This is a genomic window from Microbacterium sp. AC215 (assembly GCF_979258645.1).
This window is the reverse complement of record NZ_OZ409869.1, coordinates 3,559,864-3,581,848: the sequence shown is the minus strand read 5'-3', so window position 1 is coordinate 3,581,848 and position 21,985 is coordinate 3,559,864. Positions and strand designations below refer to the sequence as shown.

Sequence of the window (21,985 nt, the reverse complement as noted above, 5' to 3'; positions counted from 1 at the left end):
GCTCAGTGCTCGGCGAGCCAGACGCCCGAGAAGGTGGGGCGACCGACCGACTCGAAGTCCACACCGTGCACGTAGGTGGCGGCGCCGTAGACCTGCGGCTCCTCGAACAGCGGGATGACGTAGGCCTGCTCGGCGATGTAGTCCTGCACGGCCTGCGAGGCCGCCGCTCGCTTCTCGGTGTCCGGCTCAGAGGCGACCGCCTCGAGCAGGGCGTCGAGCTCGGCGTCGTTCGAGATCAGCGCGTCACGGTTCTTCGTGTAGTACTGGCTCTTGATCACGTCGAAGTCGGCCCGGCCGACCATCGAGTGGTAGAAGCCCGTCTTGAGCGGGTCACGGGTGTCCTCGGCATACGACCCGGCATCCGCCGGCTTGACCGTGAGCTCCACACCGACCTTCGCGAGCTGCTGGGCGACGAGCTCGAGCGTCTGCTTCGACAGCGGCTGCGGTGCGGCCTCGTACACGGTGATCGCGAGGCGCTCGCCGTCCTTCTCGCGGATGCCGTCGGACCCGGCCGTCCAGCCCGCCTCGTCGAGCAGCTTCTCGGCCTTGTCGGGGTCGTATGCGTAGTGCTCCGACTCGTCCTTGTATCCGAGCGCCTCCTGCGACAGCACCGAGGTCGCGACGGGGTAGTTCTCGGTGAACAGGGTGTCGACGACCTCCTGGGCGTCGACCGCGGCGACGAGCGCCTGACGCACCCTGATGTCGCTCAGCAGCGGGTTCTCGGGACGCAGCGAGATGGAGTTGTTCACGCCACGGGTCTGCGGTGCGTACAGCGTGAAGCCCGCGCTCTCGACCCGGTCCTCGTCGAAGGCCTGCACGTAGCGGACGTAGTCGGCCTGACCCGCGAGCAGCGATCCGATGCGCACGGAGTCCTCGGGGGTGACGAGCACGTGCACGGCGTCGACGTACGGACGGCCCTGGTTCTCGGCGCTCTCCGGCGCCCACGCGTAGTCCTCGCGGGCGGTGAGGGTGAACTCTGTGCCCAGCTTCTCGTCGGTGAGGGTGAAAGGCCCGGCGCCGATGATCTCCTCGGCGTTGCCCGCTCCGAAGTCCTCTATGGTGCCGTCGAGCGTCTCGGGCGAGAGCAGGCCGGAGTTGATGGTCGACGTCGCCTGCAGGAACCCGGGGGCCGGGGCCGAGAAGCGGAAGGTGACCGTGTCGTCGTCGACGACCTCGCTCGAGGCGTAGTTGTTGATCGCCTCGGAGACCGTGAGGCCGCGCTCGGGGTCGCCGAGGCCGTACGTGTCGAAGTTCTTCGCCACGGCCGCGGCGTCCAGCGGCGTCCCGTCCGAGAAGGTGACGTCGGGGCGCAGGTCGAACGTGTACTCGGTGGCGTCGTCGTTCACGGTCCAGGCCGAGGCGATCCACGGCTCGATCTCGAGCGAGTCGGGGTTCTGCCACGTCAGGCGCGCGGCGATGTTGTTGACCACGCCTCCGTTCGGGTAGAACCCGGCCTGCGGCGGGTAGAGGTTCGTGAAGGTCTGGTGCTCCAGATAGGTCAGCGTTCCCCCGGTGACGGGGTCGCCCGCGTCGGCGGAGGCGCCGCTCGGGGCCGGCGAGGACGCGCAGGCGGCGAGCCCCGCCGCGAGGACGAGCGGAAGCGCGACGGCGGCTGCGCGGATGAGACGGCGGTTCATGCGGGTCCTCCTGGACGGGATGCTGTGGTTCGGTGTGCGGGTGAACGTCACGCTAGGGACTCTCACGGTCGTGACGCGAATGGGGTCGTCATGTGCGGACCCGGCCTGTCACGAGGCGTCATGACGGGTCACCAGACGCAATCCGACGTAATGGATGACGCGGTTCAGCGGACGAGAAGCGATGATGCGGCACGCTGCTCGCTGCCGACCTCGCCGCCGCCGACGCCGAGACGGTCCCGCAGCGGGGTGGGCGCTCCGTCGCTGCGACCGAGCAGGCCCCGTCGACGCAGTTCGGGCGCGGCGAGGCGGGTGAAGGCCTCGAACTGTGCGGGCTGGAACGCGGAGAGCACGTTGAACCCGTCAGCTGCACCCTGGTCGCGCCAGGTCTCGAAGTGGTCCGCGATCGTCGCGGCGTCGCCGACCACGAATGCGGCAGGCACGGCATGGGCCGCGACGAGGTGGCGCCAGGTCAGCGCCGTCTCGCCGTCATCCCCGACGCGGAGTCCGGCGATGAGTCGCAGGCGCTCGATCAGCGCCGCTCCTGCCTCCCCGAGGCGCCCGGCCTGATCGCGGGTCACGACCTCGTCGAAGCCGGCGGAACGCAGCGGTTCGTCGGCGCCGACGCCCAGGGCGTCGGCCAGCGCGACGACCGATCTGTTCGCGGGGAATGCCGTGCGGGACGACTGATGCCCCTCGTCGAGCGGGACGAGCGCGAGCAGCCGTTCGACGATGCGGTGAGCGTCGGCATCCGTCCGTGCGACCACAGGAAGCACGGGCGCGATCACCGCCAGCCCCTCGGGCGAGCGGCCTGATCGGAGCGCGATCTCGCGCAGCTGCCGCCGGGTGGCGATCGCATCGGCGATGTTCGGGGCGGCGATGAGCGCGAGATCGGCCTCGGTCGCGGCGAGCGCGCGCGACCGCGGCGAGGTGCCGGCGTGCACGAGAGGGATCCGCCCCTGCGGCGGGCGGGCGACGTTCAGCGGCCCGGAGACGCGCACGTGCTCGCCCCGGAGGTCCGCACCCCGGAGCCCGTCCGGGTCGATGAGCACGCCGCGTGCGGCATCCGCGATCCAGGCGTCCTCGCTCCACGAGTCCCACAGACGGCGCAGGGCGACGACGAACTCCTCGGCGCGGTCGTATCGGCTCTCGTTGTCGGCGTGCGCTTCGCGACCGTGGTTGCCCGCGGCTCGTGGCTCGGCTCCGGTGACGAGGTTGACGCCGGCGCGACCGCCTGTCAGCAGGTCGAGGGATGCGAGCGAGCGCGCCGTCGCATACGGATCGGCGTAGGTCGTGTTCACCGTCGCGATGAGGCCGATGCGAGAGGTGACCCCGGCCAGGTACAGCACGGCGCTCACCGGGTCGATCCGCGCGAGCAGGTACGGGTCGCGGAATTCGAGGTCCGGCCCGGTGGCCAGCCAATCGCCGAAGAACAGGTAGTCGAGCCCCGCGTCCTCTCCCTCTCGCGCGATGCGGCGGAGGATCTCGGCATCGTCCGAGGGGTCGCGATGCGCGCCCGGCTGACGCCAGCCGGAGGGATACGCGCCGAGAGTGCGCACCATGGCGCCGATGATGAGGGGTTCGGTCATGCACCCGAAAGTATGAGCGGGCTCGGGAGCCGGCCAATCGGCGGGGAAGCGCAGCGAAACGGAGCGCAACACGGCGACACATCCTCCCCGAGTGTCGGAGCCCGATCGGAGGATGGGACCATGACCACGACCTCCTCCCCCGCGCTCTGGGCACCGCGGTGCTGACCGCATGACCGAGTTCGCCACGAAGCGCCTGTCGGCCGGGCTGGAGGATCCGAGCGATCTGATCGCCGACCTCGACCGCGCGCTCGCGCTCGTCTGAACGGCATCCGTTCCGGCCGCCCCCGGATGCCCTGGTCTGAACACCCCGTGCTCAGCCTCCACCCCCTACGCTGAGATGATGACTGGTCTTCGTTGGGGAATCCTCGCGACCGGCGGCATCGCCGGCGCGTTCGCATCCGATCTGCGCACCGCCGGGCTCGATCTCGTGGCGGTCGGCTCGCGCTCGCAGGAATCGGCCGACGCCTTCGCCGCCCGCTTCGACATCCCGCGCGCGCATCCCTCGTACGAGGCGCTCGTCGCCGACCCCGAGGTCGACATCATCTACGTCTCGACCCCGCACCCGATGCATCATGAGAATGCCCGCCTCGCGCTCGAAGCCGGCAAGCACGTGCTGGTCGAGAAGGCGTTCACCCTCAACCACTCGGAGGCGGAGGACCTGCAGCGTCTGGCCGCCGACCGGGGTCTGCTCGCGATGGAGGCGATGTGGACGCGCTACCTGCCGCACATGGCCCGCATCCGCGAGATCATCGCCGCCGGGACCCTCGGTGAGATCCGCGCCGTGAGCGCCGACCACACCCAGCTGCTCCCCTCCGACCCCGAGCACCGCCTCAACGCCCTCGAGCTCGGCGGCGGTGCCCTCCTCGACCTCGGGATCTACCCGATCTCCTTCGTGTGGGACATCCTCGGCGCCCCGACCGGCATCCACGCCGTCGGGCGCCTGATCGAGACCGGAGCGGATGCCGAGGTCGCCACCGTCATGACGCACGACGGCGGAGCGATCTCGACGACGCTCTCGTCGTCGCGTGCCGCGGGCCCCGACGCGGCGAGCATCATCGGCACGACGGCGCGCATCGACCTCGACCGCGTCTGGTACACCCCCACCACGTTCCGCGTCGTGCAGCCGGACGGCACGGTCGTCGAGGAGTACGTGTCCGAGGTCGACGGTCGCGGCATGCAGTACCAGGCCCTCGCGGCCGAGCGCCTCGTGGGTGACGGCGTGCTCGAGGGCGACATCCTGCCGATCGCCCAGAGCGTCGCGATCATGGGCACCCTCGACGAGATCCGCGCGCAGATCGGCGTGCGCTACCCGCGCGAAGGAGTGAACCATGGCTGAGGCCACCGACGCCCGCGTCGCCGTCTACCTGGACTTCGACAACATCGTCATCTCCTGGTACGACCGTGTGCACGGACGGAACGCCTATGGCAAGGACCGCCAGCGGATCACCGAGAACCCGACCGATCCGGAGGTCACGGAGCGGCTGTCCCGCGCCATGATCGAGGTCGGCGCGATCATCGACTACGCGGCCTCCTTCGGCACGCTCGTGCTCACCCGGGCGTACGCCGACTGGTCGTCGCCCGTGAACGCGGTCTACCGGTCGCAGCTCGTGGCCCGCGCCGTCGACCTCGTGCAGCTGTTCCCGGCCGCCGCCTACGCGAAGAACGGCGCGGACATCCGCCTCGCCGTCGACGCGGTCGAGGACATGTTCCGTCTGCCCGACCTCACGCACGTCGTGATCGTCGCCGGAGACAGCGACTACGTCCCGCTCGCACAGCGCTGCAAGCGTCTGGGTCGCTACGTCATCGGCGTCGGCGTCGCGGGGTCCACCGCGAAGTCCCTCGCCGCCGCGTGCGACGAGTTCGAAGCGTACGACTCGCTTCCCGGTGTGGTGCGCCCGAGCAAGACCGCGCCCGCGCCCGTCGTCACCGTTCCCGAGGTCGCCGTCGAGCCTGTGGCCGAGCCGGCCGCCGAGCCCGCCGCGAAGGCCAAGTCGCGACCGCCGACGAAGGCCGCCAAGGCGAAGGCCGCCGCAGCGGCGGCGACCGCTGCGGCACCGTCGTCGTCCGCGAAGCTCGACGAGCACGGAGAGGGCACCGAGCAGGGCGAGGCGACGGAGCTGCTGCATCGCGCGCTGCGCCTCGGGCACGACAAGGCCGATGCCGACGAGTGGCTGCACAGCTCGGCGGTGAAGACGCACATGCGTCGCATGGACCCGTCGTTCAGCGAGAAGGCCCTCGGCTACCGCTCGTTCTCGGACTTCCTCAAGTCGCGCGAGAGCATCGCGGAGCTCGAGGAGACCGGCCACGAGCGCCTGGTGAAGCTGCGCGACTCGGTCTGATCCGCGCCGCCGGTCACGTCGTCACTCCTCGAAGTCATACTCCTGGAACGCCGCGACCTCGGGCACCCAGCGTTCCGAGACGAACGCCGTGTGCGCGGGGTGCGCGTCGTAGGAGCGGTACGCATCGCGGTCGCGGAACACCATCGAGAACTGATGCTCGAGGTCGCTCTTCGGGCTCACCTGGCGACGGATCGTGAAGTCCTCGACACCGGGGATCGACGTGAGCACCGCTCTGCCCGTCGCGAGGAACTCGCGCTCCTCGGGGCTGCCCGCCTCGTGCACGAGGCGGAAGACGACGGTGTGCTGGATGGTCATGCGGGATCTCCGGTCTGCTGGCTGCTGAAGGCGGCGTCGAACGCGGCGGTGGGCGCGGGCCAGAGCAGCGACCGCACGTAGGCGAGGGCCTCCGGCGCGCCGTGCAGGCGGTCCATTCCCGCGTCCTCCCATTCGATCGAGATGGGGCCGTCGTATCCGATCGCCTCGAGCGCGCGGAACGCGTCCTCCCAGGGCACGTCGCCGCGGCCGGTCGAGACGAAGTCCCACCCGCGTCGCGGGTCGCCCCACGGCAGATGCGATCCGAGCACGCCCGCACGCCCGTTGTGCGGTCGCATCCGGGTGTCCTTGCAGTCCACGTGGTAGATCCGGTCGGCGAAGTCGACGATGAACCCGACGGGATCGATGTTCTGCCACATCATGTGCGACGGGTCCCAGTTGAATCCGAACGCCCCACGGTGCTCGATCGCCTCCAGCGCCCGCGCGGACGACCAGTAGTCGTAGGCGATCTCACCGGGGTGCACTTCGTGCGCGAACCGCACGCCCTCGCCGTCGAACACGTCGAGGATCGGGTTCCAGCGCGCGGCGAAGTCCTCGAACCCGCCTTCGATGACGGATGCCGGTACCGGCGGGAACATCGCCACATAGGGCCAGATCGATGAGCCGGTGAACCCGACGACGGTGTCGACGTCGAGCTTGCGCGCGACCCGCGCCGCCCGCTTCATGTCGTCCGCCGCACGGGCGCGCACGCCCTCGGAGTCGCCGTCGCCCCACACGTAGTCGCGCAGGATCGCCTGGTGACGGAAGTCGATGGGGGCGTCGCACACCGCCTGGCCCGCGAGATGGTTCGAGATCGCGAAGATCCGCAGACCGTGCCGGTCGAGGATCTCGCGGCGCGAGGCGACGTAGGCGTCGTCCTCGTCGGCTCGCCGCAGGTCGAGATGGTCGCCGGATGCTGCGACCTCGAGGCCGTCGTATCCCCACTCGGCCGCCAGCCGGGCGACCTCCTCGAACGGCAGATCGGCCCACTGGCCGGTGAACAGGGTGACCGGGTGCGTGGTCATGGACACTCCTTCGTATCGCGTGACGGGTCAGGTGCCGAGCGCTCTCAGCGCCTGGATGCTGCGGGCGGCGAGCGCGTCCTGGCTCGCCGCGAGTGGTCGCCAGACGGATGCGGCGACGGCTATCGTCGCGTTCTCGCCCGTGAAGCTCTCCAGCCCGAGCGGCCCTCGATAGTCCGCATCGTCGAGGGCCCGGAGGATCTCCGGCCAGTCCGTGTGGTCGTCGCCCACGGCGCCCCGATCGCTGCCGCACACCTGCACGTGCGCGATCGCCGAGCCCGCCGCGCGGATGGCCTCCGCGGGCTTCTTCTCCTCGATGTTCAGGTGGTAGGTGTCGAGCGCGAGCCCGATGCCCGCACCGAGCAGGGGTGCGAGCGCGTCGAGGCTCTGCTCGACCGTGTTGAGCACGCTCGTCTCGTAGCGGTTGAGCGGTTCGACGGCCAGGGTGATCCCGGCGGAGGCGGCCTCGGCCGCGACCGGCTCGAGGTTCGTGCGCAGCTCGCGCACCACTCGCGAACGGTCCTCGACGGACATCCGCCAGGTAGCCCCGGTGGGTGCGTAGAAGGGACCGGCGACCACCGCGGAGCCGAGCGTCGCGGCCGCCGCGATGCACGAGCGCAGGTAGTCCTGCGTGCCCCCGACATCACCGGCCTGCGCGAGCAGCGAGCGCCGAGGGCCCATGGCCCCGACGACGATCGCGGCGAGGCCGAGGTCGTCGAGCACGTCGCGGGCTCGTGCCGGATCCCAGTCCCCGACGCTCTCGAGCGGAAGCTCGAGCGCCTGATACCCCATCCCCGCCGCCTTCCGCGCGAGCGGCTCGAGAGTCGCGTCGGTCAGTGGAGACGTCCACACCCACGTGTTGACGGCGATCGTGCGAGGCATCCTGCTCCTTCGGGGATGACGCGAGTGCTCCCACCCTCCCATCCGCGAGGCGCAGAGGGGAAGGGTGGGAGCATCACCGCGGGTTACGGGATCTGGCGTTCCTGCCAGACGGTCGGGTAACCGGGAAGGTTCTCCCCGCCGAACTTCGCGTAGTGCCCGTCCGGCATTCCCTCGTTGGCGGCGAGGTAGTCGTCGAGCTCTGCTTCGGTGATCGGCTTCTGCGGGAGCACCCACTCCTTCGGAACCTCTTCGCCGGCGAAGATCATCTGCGCGGCGAGCAGCGGCGTGCGCCACTGGAAGTTCGAGTACACCGGGGCGAGGCCCGTGAGACCCGTGTCCTTCCACTTGCGGAGGAAGCTCATCTCGTCCTCGCCGGTCATCACCGGGTAGTCGGCGCCGGCATCTTCGAAGGCTTCGATCGCGGCGACAGCGCCGTCACCGGCATCCATCCAGATTCCCTGCACGTCGCCCTTGGCGAGCTCGTCGCTGATGATGCTCTTGATCTCCGCGGGGTCGGCGCCCGTGAAGTAGTCCACGGCCTCGATCCCCGCCTCGTCGAAGAGCTTCTCCGCAGCGGCCCACCGGTGCTCGAGCACGTCGACTCCGGGGAGGATGCGCAGCGCCACGACCTTGTCGCCCTCTTCGAGGTTGTCGATGAGGAACTCGGCCGTGTCGATGCCCCACGCGAATCCGCCGATCGGGTGGATGAACGTGACCGGGCAGTCGGTGTCGACGCCGCGGTCGAACACGATCACCGGCTTGCCGGTCTCGCATGCGCGCTCGACGGCCGGCGTCATCGCCGCGGTGCTGTTGGGCGAGATGAGGAAGACGTCGCAGCCGCCCTCGGAGATGAAGTAGTCGATGTCCGCGATCTGCGTGTCATCCGAATCCTGCGCGTCGCGGGTCTCCATCTCGCTGATCGCACCGGCCTCCTGCAGCGACTTGAGCTGCTCGTTCATCGTGATCCAGCCCGTCTGCCGCCACGGGTTCGAGATCGAGGCGTTCGCGAAGCAGGCCTTCTTGGGCCCCTCGCTGGCGAACTCCGACGTGTCGACCATCTCGGCGTTGATGTGCTGGAGATACGGCTCGGTCGCCGGCCCCTGGGGCTCGACACCCCGCTCCTCCATCTGCTTGTCGAACAGTTCCTGGTCGAACCATTCGGTGGTCTCGGCCGACTCCTCCGGGTTCTCCGACTCCGCCGGCGCCACGGACGGGTCTGTCGTACACCCGGCGAGCGCGATGAGGCCGAAGAGAGCCACCCCTGCGGTGGCGATCTTCATCGATCGTCGCATTGCTAATCTCCTCTGGTTTCTGTGTGGATGGTGCTGGTTGTTACGGGTTCTGAGGTCTCTGTGCGCGGAACGTCCGGAGACGGCTGCGGGCCTCGCCGGCGCCGTGCCCGGAAGGCGACCGCGGAGTACGCCACTGCGGCGATGATGATCACGCCCTGCACGGCGTCTCGCAGCGTCGAAGGAACCCCCGCGATGTTCAGCAGCATGAAGAGGGCCTCGAGCGCGAAGGCTCCCGCCGCCGCCGCGACGATCCATCCCCGGCCTCCGCCGAGCACGACCCCGCCGAGGACGACGGCGGTGATGGCGACGAACTCGTAGCCGCGGCCGACCGAGGGATGCACCCCGGCGTACCCCACGAGCAGCACGGCGGAGAGCGTGGCCGAGAGCGACGAGATCACGAACGCCCGTGTCGTCACCCAGGCGCTGCGCGCGCCGGCGAAGTCGACCGCGGTCGAGTTGTCGCCGACCGCGATGAGGAGCTTGCCGAGCGGGCGCTTGGTGATCCAGATGCCCAGCGCGAGCCACCCGATCAGGATGAACACCGCCCAGGGGATGAACTCGAGCACCGGCACGTCACGGATGCCGCCACGACCGATCTCGCGGAAGCTGTCAGCCGGGTTGCCCGTGGCCGCTCCCCCGGTCCACCACATGACGCCGCCGAGAAGGGCGAGCATCATGCCCAGCGTGACGATGAAGGAGGGCACCTTGAGCAGCGTGGTGATGACACCGTTCACGAGTCCGACGACCACCCCGAAGACGATCATGAGCAGCAGCACGGGCACGGTGCGGGAGTCGTCCTGCCCGACGAGGTTGCCGGCGACGATCACCTGCGCGGTGATCAGCGAGCCCTGCGACAGGTCGAACTCGCCCGCGATGATGACGAAGTACTGGCCGATCGCGACGATGGCGATCGGTGCGACGCGCTGGATGAACCTCATGAACTGCCCCGGCTCCGCGAAGCTCGGGTTGAGGATCATGACGGCGACGAGCAGGATCACCAGCAGCAGGAACACCGCGCCCCGAGGGCTCACGAGTGTGCGCAGAGCGTTCACGACCGGCCTCCTTCCGCCACGGTGCTCGTATCGGCGAGTTCGGATGCTGCGGCCGCCATCTCGGACTCGGCCGCCTTGGCGGCGTCGTCTCCCCCGGTTCTCGTGCCGCCGGCGCCGAAGCGCGGACGGCGACTGACGATCGACCGACGACTGTAGACGGCCACCGCGGCGACGATCACCACGCCGCGGACGACGTCCTTCAGGAACGGGTTGACCTGCATGACGCTCATCACGTTGTCGACGACCGCGAGGATCGCGACGCCACCGATGGCACCCCAGATCGAACCGCGTCCGCCGAGCAGCAGGGTGCCTCCGAGCACGACGGCTGCGATCGACAGCAGCGCGTAGCCGCCCTGCTGGCCGACCGTGGGACTGCCGACGCCGAGACGGCTGGCGAGCAGCAGGCCGGCGAGGCCCGCGAAGACGGAGCACAGCACGTGCGCGGCGATCAGCGGCGGGCGGGTGCGCACCCCCGACAGGCGCGCGATCTCGGGGTCGCCGCCGACCGCATACAGGTGGGCGCCGGTGCGCGTGCGGTTCAGCAGCAGCCAGACGACGACGGCGAGCGCGATCATGATGATCGTCGACACCGGCACGGGCCCGACTCCGGTGGCGCCGATGAGCTGGAACTCCCACGGCACGCTGCCCGCCGAGCCCTCGAAGTTGGTGTTCAGGATCCCCTGCAGGATCAGCCCCACGCCGAGCGTCGCGATGAACCCGTTGACCTTCAGCACGGTGACGATGAGTCCGTTGACCAGACCGATCCCGGCGCAGACGAGCAGAGTGATCGAGACCGCGGCCGGGATGTTCCCGGGGTTGCCGTTCATGATCGTCGCCGCCAGGAGGCTCGACAGACTCACGACATAGGTCACCGACAGGTCGAGCGACGCGCCCAGCACCACGAGGGTCTGCCCGATCGCGACGAGCCCGAGGACGCTCATGCCGGTGAGGATGTCGCGGATGTTGCCGGGGCTGAAGAAGTTGCGACCGACGGTGCCGACGAGGATGGCGCCGACGATGAGCGTCAGGATGAGGATCCCGAGCACGATGACGGTCGAGTCGATCCGAAGTCTCTTCATCGTGCACCCCCGTCGACCGTCGCGCCCGTGGCTGCGCCGAGGATCTCGTGCTCCGCGGAACCCGCCGGCAGCTCGGCGACCAGCTCGCCGTCGTGCATCACGAGAATCCGATCACTCATGCCGATCACCTCCGGCAGCTCGCTCGACACCATCAGCACCGCCTTGCCCTGTGCCGCGAGGTCGCGCATGAGCTGGTACACCGCGTACTTCGCACCGACGTCGATGCCGCGGGTCGGCTCGTCGAAGAGCACGATCTGCGGCTGTGTGAGCAGCCACTTGGCGAGCACGACCTTCTGCTGGTTGCCGCCCGAGAGGAAGCGCACCTCCTGGTCGAGACCACGGGAGCTGATCTCCAGCGAGCTGAGCACCCCGGGCACCTCTCGACGGGACGAGGCGGTGCGAGCGGTGAAGACGCTGCGGATCACGAGCAGGGTGTTGTCGAGCACCGACTGCCCGAGCGCCAGTCCCTGGGCCTTGCGATCCTCCGAGACGAGGGCGAGTCCCGCGCGCACCGCCGCCCTGGCGCTCGTGATGCGCGTCGATGAGCCGTCGACCCGCATCGAGCCCCGCACGAACGGGTCGATGCCGAAGATCCCCTCGACCAGTTCGGTGCGTCCGGACCCCTGGAGCCCGGCGATCCCGACGATCTCCCCGGCGCGGAGGGTGAGCGAGACGCCGTCGACGAAGGCGTTGCCGCAGCCGTCGAGCTCGAGCCGCGGCTCGCCGACGACGGTGCCGGCCACGGCATCCGGGTAGTACGACTGGATGGATCGGCCGACCATTCGGCGCACGAGTTCGTCGGTCGTCAGGGCGCTCGTCTCATCGGTCGAGACCAGAGCGCCGTCTTTGAGGATCGTGATGCGGTCGCACAGGTCGAAGATCTCCTTGAGCCGGTGCGAGACGTAGATCACCGCCACCCCGCGAGACGTGAGCCGGCGGATGATCGCGTACAGCAGCTCGACCTCGCGGTCGCTCAGCGCGGCGGTGGGCTCGTCCATCGAGATGACCTGCGCCTCGAACGACAGCGCCTTGACGATCTCGACGATCTGCTGCTCGGCGACGGTCAGTGAACCGACCCGGGCCTGCGGGTCGATGAACGAGACGCCGAGGTCGGCGAGGAGCTCGCCGGTGCGACGGATCATCGCCTTCTGATCGACGAAGCCGCCGCGTCGGGGCTCACGTCCGAGATACACGTTCTGCGCGACCGTGCGCTCGGGCAGCAGCGTGAATTCCTGGAAGACGGTCACGATGCCGTCGTCCATCGCCTGCCGCGGGTGTGCGTGCCGCACCTCCGCGCCGCGGTAGCGCACCACGCCGTCGTCGGCGGGCTGCACCCCGGCGATGATCTTCATGAGCGTGGACTTGCCCGCGCCGTTCTCGCCGACGAGTCCGTGCACCTCCCCCGGACGCACATCGAAGTCGATGCCCTTCAGCACCTCCACTCCGAAGAACGACTTGCGGATGCCCGAGACCTCGAGCACCGGCTGTGTGATCGTCGCGGTCATGCCGCCACCTCCGTCCATCGTCCGTCCGCGGCCGCCGAGGCGAGGACCGCCTCGGTGAGCACCGCCGAGCGGACACCGTCCTCGAACGTGGGCAGCCCGTCGGGGGTCGCGCCGCCGATCGCCGCATACACGTCGGCGATGAAGCCGTTGAACGCGTCCTGATAGCCCATGGCATGCCCCGAGGGCACCCGCTGCAGACGAGCCGAGTCGGGCGATGCGGTGGAGGGGTCCCGCAGCAGCAGCCGGGACTCCTCTCTCATGCCGATCCACAGCTCCTCCGGGCGCTCCTGCTCGAAGCGCAGGGTCTGCCTGGTCCCGTGGAGTTCGAGAGTCAGGGCGTTCTTGCGTCCGGCGGCCATCTGCGAGACGAGCAGGGTGCCCAGGGCACCGGACTCGGTCTCGACGAGGATCGCGACGATGTCCTCCGTGTCGACCGCCCGTCCGGCTCGCTCGGCGAACACCCGGCGGGTGCGGGCGCTCAGCGACCGGATCCGCTGGCCCGTCACGAACTCGATGAGGTCGCAGAGGTGCGAGCCGATGTCGGCGAATGCCCGGGATGCCCCGCCGGATGCCGACCGCACCCGCCAGTCATCGTCCGTGGAGAGGAGCATCCAGTCCTGCAGGTACGAGCAGTCGAGGGTGAGGAGCTCCCCGATGCCGCCCAGGGCGACGCGGGCCCGCGCCTCCCGCACCATCGGGTGGTAGCGGTAGACGAAGGGAACCGCGGTGACGCGGCCGAGAGATCCGGCGACCCGTGCGAGTTCACGGGCGTCCGCAGCGTTCGTGGCGAGGGGCTTCTCGCAGATGACATGCTTGCCGGCTTCGAGTGCGCGCAGCGCAAGGCCGGCGTGGGTGGCGTTGGGGGTGCAGATGTGGACGACGTCGATGTCATCGGCCGCGAGGAGAGCGGCGGCATCGGCCTCAGCACGCCCGGCGCCGAGTTCGTCCGCGGCCTGACGCCCGCCCGCGAGGGAGCCGGTGGCGACGGCGCGGAACTCGCCTCCCGCGTCCCTGGCCGCGGTGCGATGCACGCGAGCCATGAATCCCCCGCCGAGGATGCCGACTCGGATCGTCCCGAGACCGGTGTCTGTGACATCCGTTGTCATGGCGGTGAGTCTGACACGGCTCCTCGACTTTTGCTAGGTGTTCGTCAAAAGTTCTTTGTAACGAATCGGAAGTCGACCGAGCGGTGGCGCAAGTCTGTGGTTTACTGACGCAATGGTCGACGCACTCCGCACCGCCGCGGCAGCGAATCCCGGGGCGGGCGAGATCTTCCAGATCCTTCGCGACGGCACCGCCCGCACCAAAGCCGAGCTCGCGACCATCACGGGTCTCGCGCGGTCGACTGTCGCACTGCGGGTCGATGCCCTGCTCGCCGCCGACCTCCTGCGACCGGCAGGCGAGGCTGTCTCGACGGGCGGTCGACCGCCTGCGCGACTCGCCTTCAACTCCCGTGCCGGAGTCGTGCTCGCCGTCGACCTCGGTGCCACTCACGCCACCAGTGCCGTCGCTGATCTCGCCGGCGTGATCCTCGACTCGCGCACCCGCACGATCGACATCGGCGACGGGCCCGAGAGCCTCCTCGATCTGATCCTCGACGATGCGGGCGCTCTCCTCGAGGCCTCCCGCGCTGCCGGCATCCCGCTGCTCGGGGTGGGCATCGGCGTGCCGGGTCCCGTCGAGCATTCGACCGGGCGACCGACCAACCCGCCGATCATGCCCGGCTGGGACCGCTTCGACATCCCCGCCTACGTGCAGCGCACGTTCGACGTGCCGGTGCTCGTCGACAACGACGTGAACATCCTCGCGCTCGGCGAGCAGGCCACCACGTGGCCGCACGTCGACGACCTCGTGTTCGTGAAGGTCTCGACCGGCATCGGGTCCGGCATCATCGCCGGCGGACAGCTGCAACGCGGCGCGCAGGGATCGGCCGGCGATCTGGGGCACGTCCAGGTGCCGAGCGGCGCAGGCTCGACGAGGGAGCCCGGCGACGAGCGCGACCTCGAAGCGCTCGCGAGCGGGTCGGCGCTGGCCGCAGCTCTGCGGGAGACCGGGCTTGCGGCGCACAGTCCCGCAGATGTGGTCGACCTCGTCCGCTCGGGCAATGCCGCTGCGATCGAGGCGACCCGTCAGGCCGGCCGAGATGTCGGCGAGGTGCTCGCGACCGTCGTCAATCTGCTCAACCCGTCGATCATCGTGCTGGGCGGCAGCATCGCCCGCGCCGGCGAGCACCTTCTCGCCGGGGTGCGCGAGGTCGTCTATCGACGATCCATCCCCCTGGCGACCCAGCACCTCGCCATCGTGCAGTCGCAGGCGGGTGACCGGGCCGCCGTGCTGGGCGCCGCGATCATGGTCGCCCGCGAGGTGCTCTCACCCGCGAACGTCGACCGCTATGTGGCGACGAAGGCGCGCTGACCGCACCGCCGCCGCCACACCGGCTGACCTCAGAGAGTCGCCTCGAAGGGATCGAAGTCGGCATCCAGCGAGCCCACCTCGTCGATCGTGCTCTCGACCTGCACGAAGCTGCGCGATTCGGCGGCCTCTTCGATCGACAGCAGCGTGTCGAGCACGTGATAGCCGAATTCCCCCGTGGCGACATGCGTCCGGCCGGCGGCGATCGACCGCGCCATGTCCAGCAGACCGACGCCGCGTCCCGAGAGCACGCCCTCCTGCTCGACGTCGACGACGTCCTGCACGGTCGGCTCCGGCGGCACGAACACGCGGGACAGCGGTCGCGTGATCGTGATCGGTCCGCCGAACGTGTTGGGGTCGGGGATCACGATCGTGCCCTCGGTGCCCGTGATCTCGACGATGCCCTGGCGCAGCAGAGGTGAGTCGGTGCTGTAGAGGCTCTGCGCCTGTCCGCCCTGCTCGAAGTCCATCAGCACGCTCAGCGTCGACGGGATCTCGACCGGGAACTCCTGTCCGGCGAGCTCTCCCACCTGCACCGTGCGCGTCGGAGCACCCTGGAGTCCGAGGGCTGCGACGGCCGCCACCGGACCGAACACGTGCACGAGCGCCGAGACGTAGTACGGCCCCATGTCGAGCAGCGGACCCGCACCCTTGGCATACAGGAACGCGGGGTTCGGATGGAAGATCTCCGGCCCCTGCCACTGGAACGTGGTCTGGGCGAAGAGGGGACGACCGATGTCGCCGCGGGCGATCGCGCGCTTCGCAGTCTGCACGCCGGGTCCGAGCACGGTGTCGGGGGCGACGCCGACACGGAGACCGGCGGCCTCCGCCCTCTGCAGCAGGCGCTGCGACTCGTCGCGGCTGACGCCGATCGGCTTCTCCGTCCACACGTGCTTGCCGGCGGCGAGGATCGCCTCCGACACCTCGACGTGCACGGCGGGGATCGTCAGGTTCACGACGATGTCGATCTCGGGGTCGTTCAGCACGAGCTCGACACCGCCCGCGCGAGGAACGCCGTACTTCTCGGCCTGCGCCTTCGCGCGGTCCTCGAGCAGATCGCCGACGGCGATCACGCGCACGTCGGGGAAGGTCGTGAGGTTCGACAGGTACTGGTCGCTGATGTTGCCCGCGCCGATGATCCCGACGCCGACGGGTCCGTTGCCGATCGCCATCAGCCGGCGACCTTCTCGTCGAGGTAGACGCGGCTGCGCTCGACCGCATCCCAGAGGTCGCCGTCGAAGTGGTCGAACTCGACGATCGCGAGCTCGAGAGCGGGGGCGGCCGCGATGGCCTCGATGAGCGGCACGGTGCCCTCGCCGGCTGCCACCTGATCGGCGGGCGGGTAGGCGCTCAGGAGCGCGGGATCGAGCGTGCCGTCCTTGGCGTGCACCGCGATCACGCGGTCCCCGAGGCGCTGCAGCAGGGCGACCGGGTCGACCCCGCCGCGTGCGACCCAGTAGAGGTCGACCTCGAGCACGACTCGCTCGTCGAGCAGGCCGGCGAGCACCTCGAGTCCGGTGACGCCGTCGAAGACGGCCTCGAGCTCATGGGCGTGGTTGTGGTAGCCGACGCGCACGTCGACGGTCGCGCCGACGGCGGCCGCCTCGTTGAGCAGGCGCGCGGTCTCCTCGATCTGCTCGATCGACTCCCAGCGCGCCGGCTCCGTGTAGGGGTCGATGACGGTGCCCATGCCGAGCACCTTCGCCGCGGCGAACACCTCGGCGGGCGACGGCACCGGAAGAGTGGTTCCACTGCCGTCCGGGTTGACGAACGACTCGGAGGCGAGGAACGCGTGGCCGGAGGGAGCGGTCAGGCCAGCCGCAGACAGGGCGTCGGCGAGCGGCTGAGCCCGGCGCACGAAGTCGTAGGGCTCGACGGCCGTGAAGCCTCTGGCGGCCACCTCTTTCAGCGAGCCTTCGAGGTCGGTCTCGAGCTGATCCTTGATCGTGAACAGCTGGATGGAAGTCTGAATCGCCACGGGGTCTCCTTCGGTCGTCGGTGACGTGCGGGCTGCCTTCACCCGTCTGTCCGAGCACGCTATCACCAAATACCTCCGCGCGGAAGTTTTCAATCTGTAGACTCGCCTCATGAGTCAGGATCAGGATCGCCCGCGGCAGCGCGGTGCCTACGCGAAGGGCATCGCCCGTCGCCAGGAGATCCTCGATCGCGCCATCGAGGTCTTCGCCGCACGCGGAGCCGACCGCACGAGCCTCCGCTCCATCGCCAGTGCCGTCGGCGTGACTCACGCGGCCCTCACCCACTACTTCGGGTCGCTGGAGGAGCTGCTCGTCGCGGTCTACCAGGAGAGCACGGCGCCCGGTCGCCAGCAGCCCGACGCCCTCCCGGCCGATGCGACGCCGGTCGAGCGGATGATCGAGTCCGCGCGCACCAACCGCGAGGTCCCCGGGCTCGTCCAGCTCTACTCCATGCTCGTCGCGACCGCACTCGAAGAAGGGCACCCGGCTGCCCGTGAGTTCGCGACGACCCGCTTCGCGCGGTTGCGCACGGACATGGCCACGCTCGTGCGAGAGCAGCAGGACACGGGTCTCATACGCGAGGACGTGGATGCCGAGGCCGTCGCCGCCCTGGTCGTGGCCGCCTCCGACGGCCTGCAGACGCAGTGGCTCCTCGACGACACCGCGCCGCAGCATGAGGCACTCGCCCTGCTCGATCGACTGCTGCGTCCGACCTCTCGCTAGGGTGAGGGTGTGACAGCACCCGGCACTGATCGACGGTCGCCCTACGAGCGCGCGCTCGGCGAGCGCATCTCGGAACTCCACCCGAAGACCGCCTGGTACTTCCGCACCATCCCCGACGGGCATGTCGGAGTCGGCACGGGCGTGTTCACGACCGCGGGCTCGCGCCATCGCTGGTTGTGGCCGGTGTTCCGCATCGCGGAATCCCTCGCAGTCGCGTTCGCCGGATGGGAGCACGACGTCCCGTTCCGCATCGAGAACCGCACGGTCGCGGGCGAGGCGCTGGCAGTCAGGCACTTCGATCTCCCAGGACGCACCTGGGTCATGCCCGACGTCGTCTCCCTCGGCGCGAACCGCATCCTCCGCAACGAGATCGGCCCCCGTCGCACGGTCGTCACGACCTTCGACATCGACGTGCGTGACGGTGCCGTCGTGCTGACCATCCGCCGGGTCGGGATGCGGTTCGGGCGGCTGCGCATCACCGCTCCGCCCTTCCTGAGTCCGCGCATCGGTCTCGTCGAGCGCTGGGACGAACAGCGCGAGCGGCACCACGTGAACATGACCATCGACGCCCCGCTGCTCGGCCGCGTCTACGAGTACACGGGATTCTTCGAGTACGCGATCGAGAGCGAGACCCCGTGACGGATCCGATGCCCCTCTCCGCAGGACCCGTCGTGATCGGCGGATCGACCGGCTTCATGGGGCAGTACCTGATCCCCCGTCTGCGGTCAGCGGGGCGGGAGGTGATCACCGTCTCGCGATCCGGCGCCGACATCTCCTGGGGAGACCAGGCGGCGATCGATCGGGCCGTCGACGGTGCGTCGCTCGTGATCGGCCTGGCGGGCAAGAGCGTGAACTGCCGCTATACGCCCGAGAACCGCGCCGCGATCTTCCGCTCGCGGCTCGACACGACCTCGTCGCTGAGCTCCGCCATCGCGAAGGCCGCGAATCCTCCCCCACTGTGGGTCAACTCCTCGACGGCGACCATCTACCGTCATGCCGAAGAGCGTCCGATGACCGAGTCGTCGGGCGAGATCGGCACGGGGTTCTCCGTCGAGGTGGCCAAGGCGTGGGAGCGCGCGCTGTTCGCGGACGACCTCCCCCGGACGCGGCGGGTGGCCCTGCGCAGTGCGATCGTGCTCGGCCACGGCGGCGTGCTCGGCCCGCTGAAGAACCTGGCACGACTCGGCCTCGGAGGGGCGCAGCACGACGGGCGCTGGCCGATCAGCCGCGCACGCCGCGCCGCGGGCACGGGCCACCGCCCCGGCGCACGCCGCGGACGACAGCGGTTCAGCTGGGTGCACGTCGAGGACGTCGCCCGCATCATCGATTTCCTCGAGGTCACGCCGACCCTCGACGGGCCCGTGAACGCCGCATCTCCGAATCCGACCGACAACGCCGACTTCATGGCCACCGTGCGGCGGTTGCTGGAGGTGCGCGTCGGTCCGCCGATGCCTCGGTGGATGCTCGAGCTCGGCGCCATCGGCATCCGCACCGAGACCGAGCTGATCCTCAAGAGCCGGTGGGTCATCCCCGAGAAGCTGACGCTCGCCGGGTTCGAGTTCGCGTATCCCCACCTCGAAGACGCCCTGCGGGAGTCCTTCGATCTCGAGCGCGTCGGCTAGCTCGACGTGTCCGCGGCCCCGCTCGACGACGCGTCGCCCTCGTCTCGCCGGCGCTTCTCGATCTCCTGACGCAGCCGCCACTCCTCGATCTCACGATCGAGATCCGCGATCTGCTGCTCCGTGCTGCGAGCGTCGACCGGCGGGGCCTGGCGTGGCTCGGGTCGGCGGGTCGCGGGGCGCGCAGCCGGCCGCATCCGGGGCAGCCGCAGACCCGCCTCCGAGTACTCCCTGCCGATCGCGAACCACAGCAGACCGCCGATCAGCGGCAGGAGGATCACGATGATGATCCACGCCATCTTCGGCAGGAATCTCACCTGCGCGTCGTCTCGGCGGATGATGTCGACCAGCGCGCCGATCATCAGCGCGATGACGAGGAGCGAGAACAGGAACGGCATGTGTTCAGGGTAGACGACGCCCGCGTCTCGCGCGCCTGCTACGGGAGCAGGTGACCCGCCGCGCGGAAGAGCTCGTACCACTCGGCGCGCGTGAGCTCGATGTCGGCGCCGGCAGCGGCATCCTGCACCCGCTGCGGGGTCGTGGTTCCGAGCACGACCTGCATCTTCGCGGGGTGACGCGTGATCCACGCCGTCGCGATCGCGATCGGTGCGACCGCGTACGACGCAGCCAGCCGATCGATCACGGCGTTGAGCTCGGCATACTCGGGGTTGCCGAGGAACACCCCCGTGAAGAAGCCGCCCTGGAAGGGCGACCATGCCTGGATCGTGATGCCGTTGATGCGGCAGTACTCGACGATGCCTCCGCCGTCGCGGACGATGCTCTGGCCCTCGCCTGCCATGTTCGCGGCGACCGGCTGCGCGAGGATCGGCGCGTGCGTGATCGACAGCTGCAGCTGATTGGCGACCAGGGGCTGAGTGACCGCGGTGCGCAGGAGGTCGATCTGCCGCGGCGTGTGGTTCGAGACGCCGAACGAGCGGACCTTGCCTGCGGCCTCGAGCTCGTCGAACGCCCTGGCGACCTCCTCGGGCTCGACCAGCGCGTCGGGGCGGTGCAGCAGGAGAACGTCGATGTGGTCTGTGCGAAGCGCCGCGAGCGACCCCTCGACCTGGCGGAGGATGTGCTCGTATGAGAAGTCGAACGTGCCCTCGGCGGGGTGGATGCCGCACTTGGTCTGCAGCACGATCTCGTCGCGCTCGGCGGCCGTGAGGTCCAGCGCATCGGCGAAGCGGCTTTCGCAGAAGTGCATGCTGCCGCCGTAGATGTCGGCATGATCGAAGAAGTCGATGCCGGCGCTGCGGGCGGTGTCGTACAGTTCACGGATCTGCGCATCATCCTTGTCATCGATGCGCATCATTCCGGCGACGACGGCGGGGGCTGTGGCGGATCCGAAGGGGATGGTCTTCATACCCCCACGCTAGTGCGGTCAGGGCGTGAGCCGTGCGACCGATATGTCGAGCGCCTGCGCGATGTCGGCCAGATCAGCAACGGTGAAGTCGGCCTCACCCGCGAGCTTCCTGCGGAGCGCTGCGCGGGCGATTCCCGCTCGATCGGAGAGCCAGGGTGCGTCCCGGCCCCCGCGACGCAGTTCTTCTTCGATCGCATTCGCCACCGCACGTCGCACATCTGTCGTCATTCATAGACAGTATCGCCGCATACGGGGTGCGACAAGCGTTCAGCGCACCAGTATGACGGCATCCTGGCTTCATGCCGGTGCTATCGTGACTCACGTGAAGACACCGGGCGAGCAGTTCAATGCGGCGGTAGGCCGCCAGCTCCGCGCCGAGATCGCCGCCGCCGGAAGCAGCATCGCCGCGATGGCGCGCGAGGTCGGCATCGCGAGGAGCGCTCTCGACAACTACGTCACGGGCAAGCGCTCGATCCCGGTTCCCATCCTGTACGCGGTCAGCGCGGCCCTCGACATCGCACCGCACGTGGTGATCACGCGTGCCGAAGAGCGGCTCCGTTCCGAGGGCTTCCGCGGCGCCACGATCACCGCCCTGCACCCCCGCACCGATGTCCGTGGTCGACGCCAGGATGAATCCGAAGTCGCGTTCGAGTCTCCTCTCGCACACGCTGACGACACCGACGATCTCTACGACTGACGACCACCCGGCGAGGAGGATCATGGACGCCCTCCTTCGCCTGCTCGAAGAGAACGGGCTGCACCTCATCGAACGTCGAGGTCGGCGCCCCGGCGGCTACGAACCGCACACCGCGACCATCCGGGTCACCCCCGGTCTCAGCGCGAGGGCCACATCCAGCGTGATCGCGCACGAGCTCGGGCACGCGATGCTCGGTCACACCCCCACAGCGGATTCGTCGATCCGCGCGCGACAGGAGCGCCGAGCAGATGAGTGGGCGGCCCGACTGCTGATCGACGCCGACGCGTACGCCGAGGCCGAGAGAGCGCGAGGCACCCACCCCGCCAGCCTCGCCTTCGAGCTGGGAGTGACCATCGAGCTCGTGACCGCCTATCGACGGCTACTGCGTCGCGTCGGGGACACCACGTACGTCGGCGCGAGGATGGGGCGGGGCCAGTGGGAGCATCGCGCCCCGATCGTGTGACATGGCGCCGGGCGCGGCGCTGA

General features: G+C 69.5%; 23 protein-coding genes. 8 read left to right on the top strand and 15 right to left on the bottom strand.

What is annotated here, in order from left to right:
• Positions 1-2: 2 nt before the first annotated feature.
• Together ACZZZF_RS17515 and ACZZZF_RS17510 are read right to left on the bottom strand one after the other, a co-directional pair.
• On the bottom strand, positions 3-1,637 hold the full coding sequence (locus ACZZZF_RS17515) for a TIGR04028 family ABC transporter substrate-binding protein (protein WP_372984208.1): 1,635 nt from the start codon (positions 1,635-1,637) through the stop codon (positions 3-5).
• A gap of 164 nt (positions 1,638-1,801) precedes the next feature.
• Complete coding sequence (locus ACZZZF_RS17510; protein ID WP_463499766.1) at positions 1,802-3,223, bottom strand: NtaA/DmoA family FMN-dependent monooxygenase; 1,422 nt, start codon at positions 3,221-3,223, stop codon at positions 1,802-1,804.
• Between the two features lie 340 nt (positions 3,224-3,563).
• On the opposite strand from ACZZZF_RS17510, the gene ACZZZF_RS17505 reads away from it, so the two are divergent.
• Positions 3,564-4,559, top strand: coding sequence for a Gfo/Idh/MocA family protein (locus ACZZZF_RS17505; RefSeq protein WP_463499764.1), 996 nt, complete (start codon positions 3,564-3,566; stop codon positions 4,557-4,559).
• Positions 4,552-5,562 (top strand): NYN domain-containing protein, encoded by a 1,011-nt coding sequence (locus ACZZZF_RS17500; RefSeq protein ID WP_053097157.1) that lies wholly within the window; start codon positions 4,552-4,554, stop codon positions 5,560-5,562. Before ACZZZF_RS17505 ends, ACZZZF_RS17500 begins: the two co-directional genes overlap by 8 nt.
• Before the next feature lie 21 nt (positions 5,563-5,583).
• Here the strand turns inward: ACZZZF_RS17500 and ACZZZF_RS17495 are convergent, their stop codons facing one another.
• From ACZZZF_RS17495 to ACZZZF_RS17460, 8 genes are all read right to left on the bottom strand, one after another.
• Positions 5,584-5,877, bottom strand: a complete 294-nt coding sequence (locus ACZZZF_RS17495) for a Dabb family protein (protein ID WP_053097158.1) — start codon at positions 5,875-5,877, stop codon at positions 5,584-5,586.
• Entirely contained in the window at positions 5,874-6,899 is a 1,026-nt protein-coding gene (locus tag ACZZZF_RS17490; RefSeq protein ID WP_463499762.1) for a sugar phosphate isomerase/epimerase family protein, read from the bottom strand. The genes ACZZZF_RS17495 and ACZZZF_RS17490 overlap by 4 nt, the downstream gene beginning before the upstream one ends.
• Before the next feature lie 27 nt (positions 6,900-6,926).
• A complete protein-coding gene (locus ACZZZF_RS17485) occupies positions 6,927-7,778 on the bottom strand; it encodes a sugar phosphate isomerase/epimerase family protein (RefSeq protein WP_463499760.1) in 852 nt (283 codons plus the stop codon).
• 83 nt (positions 7,779-7,861) lie between these two features.
• On the bottom strand, positions 7,862-9,058 hold the full coding sequence (locus ACZZZF_RS17480; RefSeq protein WP_400341970.1) for a substrate-binding domain-containing protein: 1,197 nt from the start codon (positions 9,056-9,058) through the stop codon (positions 7,862-7,864).
• Positions 9,059-9,072: 14 nt separating this feature from the next.
• Positions 9,073-10,122 (bottom strand): ABC transporter permease, encoded by a 1,050-nt coding sequence (locus ACZZZF_RS17475; protein ID WP_230100355.1) that lies wholly within the window; start codon positions 10,120-10,122, stop codon positions 9,073-9,075.
• Positions 10,119-11,201, bottom strand: coding sequence for an ABC transporter permease (locus tag ACZZZF_RS17470; protein WP_056279956.1), 1,083 nt, complete (start codon positions 11,199-11,201; stop codon positions 10,119-10,121). Before ACZZZF_RS17470 ends, ACZZZF_RS17475 begins: the two co-directional genes overlap by 4 nt.
• A complete protein-coding gene (locus ACZZZF_RS17465; RefSeq protein ID WP_053099192.1) occupies positions 11,198-12,706 on the bottom strand; it encodes a sugar ABC transporter ATP-binding protein in 1,509 nt (502 codons plus the stop codon). Before ACZZZF_RS17465 ends, ACZZZF_RS17470 begins: the two co-directional genes overlap by 4 nt.
• Positions 12,703-13,812 (bottom strand): Gfo/Idh/MocA family protein, encoded by a 1,110-nt coding sequence (locus ACZZZF_RS17460; protein WP_463499758.1) that lies wholly within the window; start codon positions 13,810-13,812, stop codon positions 12,703-12,705. Before ACZZZF_RS17460 ends, ACZZZF_RS17465 begins: the two co-directional genes overlap by 4 nt.
• A 112-nt stretch (positions 13,813-13,924) precedes the next feature.
• Between ACZZZF_RS17460 and ACZZZF_RS17455 the strand changes: the two genes are divergently transcribed.
• Complete coding sequence (locus ACZZZF_RS17455; protein WP_463499756.1) at positions 13,925-15,121, top strand: ROK family transcriptional regulator; 1,197 nt, start codon at positions 13,925-13,927, stop codon at positions 15,119-15,121.
• Positions 15,122-15,150: 29 nt separating this feature from the next.
• On the opposite strand, the gene ACZZZF_RS17450 is transcribed toward ACZZZF_RS17455, so the two are convergent.
• Both ACZZZF_RS17450 and ACZZZF_RS17445 read right to left on the bottom strand, forming a co-directional pair.
• Entirely contained in the window at positions 15,151-16,290 is a 1,140-nt protein-coding gene (locus ACZZZF_RS17450) for a Gfo/Idh/MocA family protein (protein ID WP_053097175.1), read from the bottom strand.
• Positions 16,290-17,096, bottom strand: coding sequence for a sugar phosphate isomerase/epimerase family protein (locus ACZZZF_RS17445; RefSeq protein ID WP_230100357.1), 807 nt, complete (start codon positions 17,094-17,096; stop codon positions 16,290-16,292). Before ACZZZF_RS17445 ends, ACZZZF_RS17450 begins: the two co-directional genes overlap by 1 nt.
• A gap of 109 nt (positions 17,097-17,205) precedes the next feature.
• Between ACZZZF_RS17445 and ACZZZF_RS17440 the strand changes: the two genes are divergently transcribed.
• The 3 genes from ACZZZF_RS17440 to ACZZZF_RS17430 are packed head-to-tail and all read left to right on the top strand — an operon-like array spanning position 17,206 to position 19,439.
• Positions 17,206-17,817 (top strand): TetR/AcrR family transcriptional regulator, encoded by a 612-nt coding sequence (locus ACZZZF_RS17440; protein WP_463499754.1) that lies wholly within the window; start codon positions 17,206-17,208, stop codon positions 17,815-17,817.
• A 9-nt stretch (positions 17,818-17,826) separates the two neighbouring features.
• Positions 17,827-18,456 (top strand): DUF4166 domain-containing protein, encoded by a 630-nt coding sequence (locus tag ACZZZF_RS17435; RefSeq protein WP_463499753.1) that lies wholly within the window; start codon positions 17,827-17,829, stop codon positions 18,454-18,456.
• 8 nt (positions 18,457-18,464) lie between these two features.
• Complete coding sequence (locus ACZZZF_RS17430) at positions 18,465-19,439, top strand: epimerase (protein ID WP_463499751.1); 975 nt, start codon at positions 18,465-18,467, stop codon at positions 19,437-19,439.
• Here ACZZZF_RS17430 and ACZZZF_RS17425 read toward each other — a convergent pair.
• The 3 genes from ACZZZF_RS17425 to ACZZZF_RS17415 are packed head-to-tail and all read right to left on the bottom strand — an operon-like array spanning position 19,436 to position 21,030.
• Positions 19,436-19,834: a PLDc N-terminal domain-containing protein gene (locus ACZZZF_RS17425; protein ID WP_053097181.1), complete on the bottom strand. Its 399-nt coding sequence runs from the start codon at positions 19,832-19,834 to the stop codon at positions 19,436-19,438. The genes ACZZZF_RS17430 and ACZZZF_RS17425 overlap by 4 nt on opposite strands.
• 38 nt (positions 19,835-19,872) lie before the next feature.
• On the bottom strand, positions 19,873-20,802 hold the full coding sequence (locus ACZZZF_RS17420; protein WP_463499748.1) for an aldo/keto reductase: 930 nt from the start codon (positions 20,800-20,802) through the stop codon (positions 19,873-19,875).
• A gap of 18 nt (positions 20,803-20,820) precedes the next feature.
• Positions 20,821-21,030, bottom strand: a complete 210-nt coding sequence (locus ACZZZF_RS17415; RefSeq protein WP_056279941.1) for a hypothetical protein — start codon at positions 21,028-21,030, stop codon at positions 20,821-20,823.
• Between the two features lie 94 nt (positions 21,031-21,124).
• Here ACZZZF_RS17415 and ACZZZF_RS17410 point away from each other — a divergent pair, with 94 nt between their 5' ends.
• Positions 21,125-21,499, top strand: a complete 375-nt coding sequence (locus ACZZZF_RS17410) for a helix-turn-helix domain-containing protein (RefSeq protein WP_463499745.1) — start codon at positions 21,125-21,127, stop codon at positions 21,497-21,499.
• A 22-nt stretch (positions 21,500-21,521) separates the two neighbouring features.
• Positions 21,522-21,962, top strand: a complete 441-nt coding sequence (locus ACZZZF_RS17405) for an ImmA/IrrE family metallo-endopeptidase (protein WP_463499742.1) — start codon at positions 21,522-21,524, stop codon at positions 21,960-21,962.
• Positions 21,963-21,985 lie beyond the last annotated feature (23 nt).

Bases quoted from the DNA above. Each gene is read 5' to 3' on its own strand.
- ACZZZF_RS17510 (WP_463499766.1), bottom strand. From the start codon at position 3,223: ATGACCGAACCCCTCATCATCGGCGCCATGGTGCGCACTCTCGGCGCG.
- ACZZZF_RS17460 (WP_463499758.1), bottom strand. From the start codon at position 13,812: ATGACAACGGATGTCACAGACACCGGTCTCGGGACGATCCGAGTCGGC.
- ACZZZF_RS17405 (WP_463499742.1), top strand. From the start codon at position 21,522: ATGGACGCCCTCCTTCGCCTGCTCGAAGAGAACGGGCTGCACCTCATC.
- ACZZZF_RS17465 (WP_053099192.1), bottom strand. From the start codon at position 12,706: ATGACCGCGACGATCACACAGCCGGTGCTCGAGGTCTCGGGCATCCGC.
- ACZZZF_RS17425 (WP_053097181.1), bottom strand. From the start codon at position 19,834: ATGCCGTTCCTGTTCTCGCTCCTCGTCATCGCGCTGATGATCGGCGCG.
- ACZZZF_RS17420 (WP_463499748.1), bottom strand. From the start codon at position 20,802: ATGAAGACCATCCCCTTCGGATCCGCCACAGCCCCCGCCGTCGTCGCC.
- ACZZZF_RS17430 (WP_463499751.1), top strand. From the start codon at position 18,465: ATGCCCCTCTCCGCAGGACCCGTCGTGATCGGCGGATCGACCGGCTTC.
- ACZZZF_RS17505 (WP_463499764.1), top strand. From the start codon at position 3,564: ATGACTGGTCTTCGTTGGGGAATCCTCGCGACCGGCGGCATCGCCGGC.
- ACZZZF_RS17415 (WP_056279941.1), bottom strand. From the start codon at position 21,030: ATGACGACAGATGTGCGACGTGCGGTGGCGAATGCGATCGAAGAAGAA.
- ACZZZF_RS17440 (WP_463499754.1), top strand. From the start codon at position 17,206: ATGAGTCAGGATCAGGATCGCCCGCGGCAGCGCGGTGCCTACGCGAAG.
- ACZZZF_RS17515 (WP_372984208.1), bottom strand. From the start codon at position 1,637: ATGAACCGCCGTCTCATCCGCGCAGCCGCCGTCGCGCTTCCGCTCGTC.
- ACZZZF_RS17480 (WP_400341970.1), bottom strand. From the start codon at position 9,058: ATGAAGATCGCCACCGCAGGGGTGGCTCTCTTCGGCCTCATCGCGCTC.
- ACZZZF_RS17470 (WP_056279956.1), bottom strand. From the start codon at position 11,201: ATGAAGAGACTTCGGATCGACTCGACCGTCATCGTGCTCGGGATCCTC.
- ACZZZF_RS17500 (WP_053097157.1), top strand. From the start codon at position 4,552: ATGGCTGAGGCCACCGACGCCCGCGTCGCCGTCTACCTGGACTTCGAC.
- ACZZZF_RS17490 (WP_463499762.1), bottom strand. From the start codon at position 6,899: ATGACCACGCACCCGGTCACCCTGTTCACCGGCCAGTGGGCCGATCTG.
- ACZZZF_RS17455 (WP_463499756.1), top strand. From the start codon at position 13,925: ATGGTCGACGCACTCCGCACCGCCGCGGCAGCGAATCCCGGGGCGGGC.
- ACZZZF_RS17450 (WP_053097175.1), bottom strand. From the start codon at position 16,290: ATGGCGATCGGCAACGGACCCGTCGGCGTCGGGATCATCGGCGCGGGC.
- ACZZZF_RS17495 (WP_053097158.1), bottom strand. From the start codon at position 5,877: ATGACCATCCAGCACACCGTCGTCTTCCGCCTCGTGCACGAGGCGGGC.
- ACZZZF_RS17485 (WP_463499760.1), bottom strand. From the start codon at position 7,778: ATGCCTCGCACGATCGCCGTCAACACGTGGGTGTGGACGTCTCCACTG.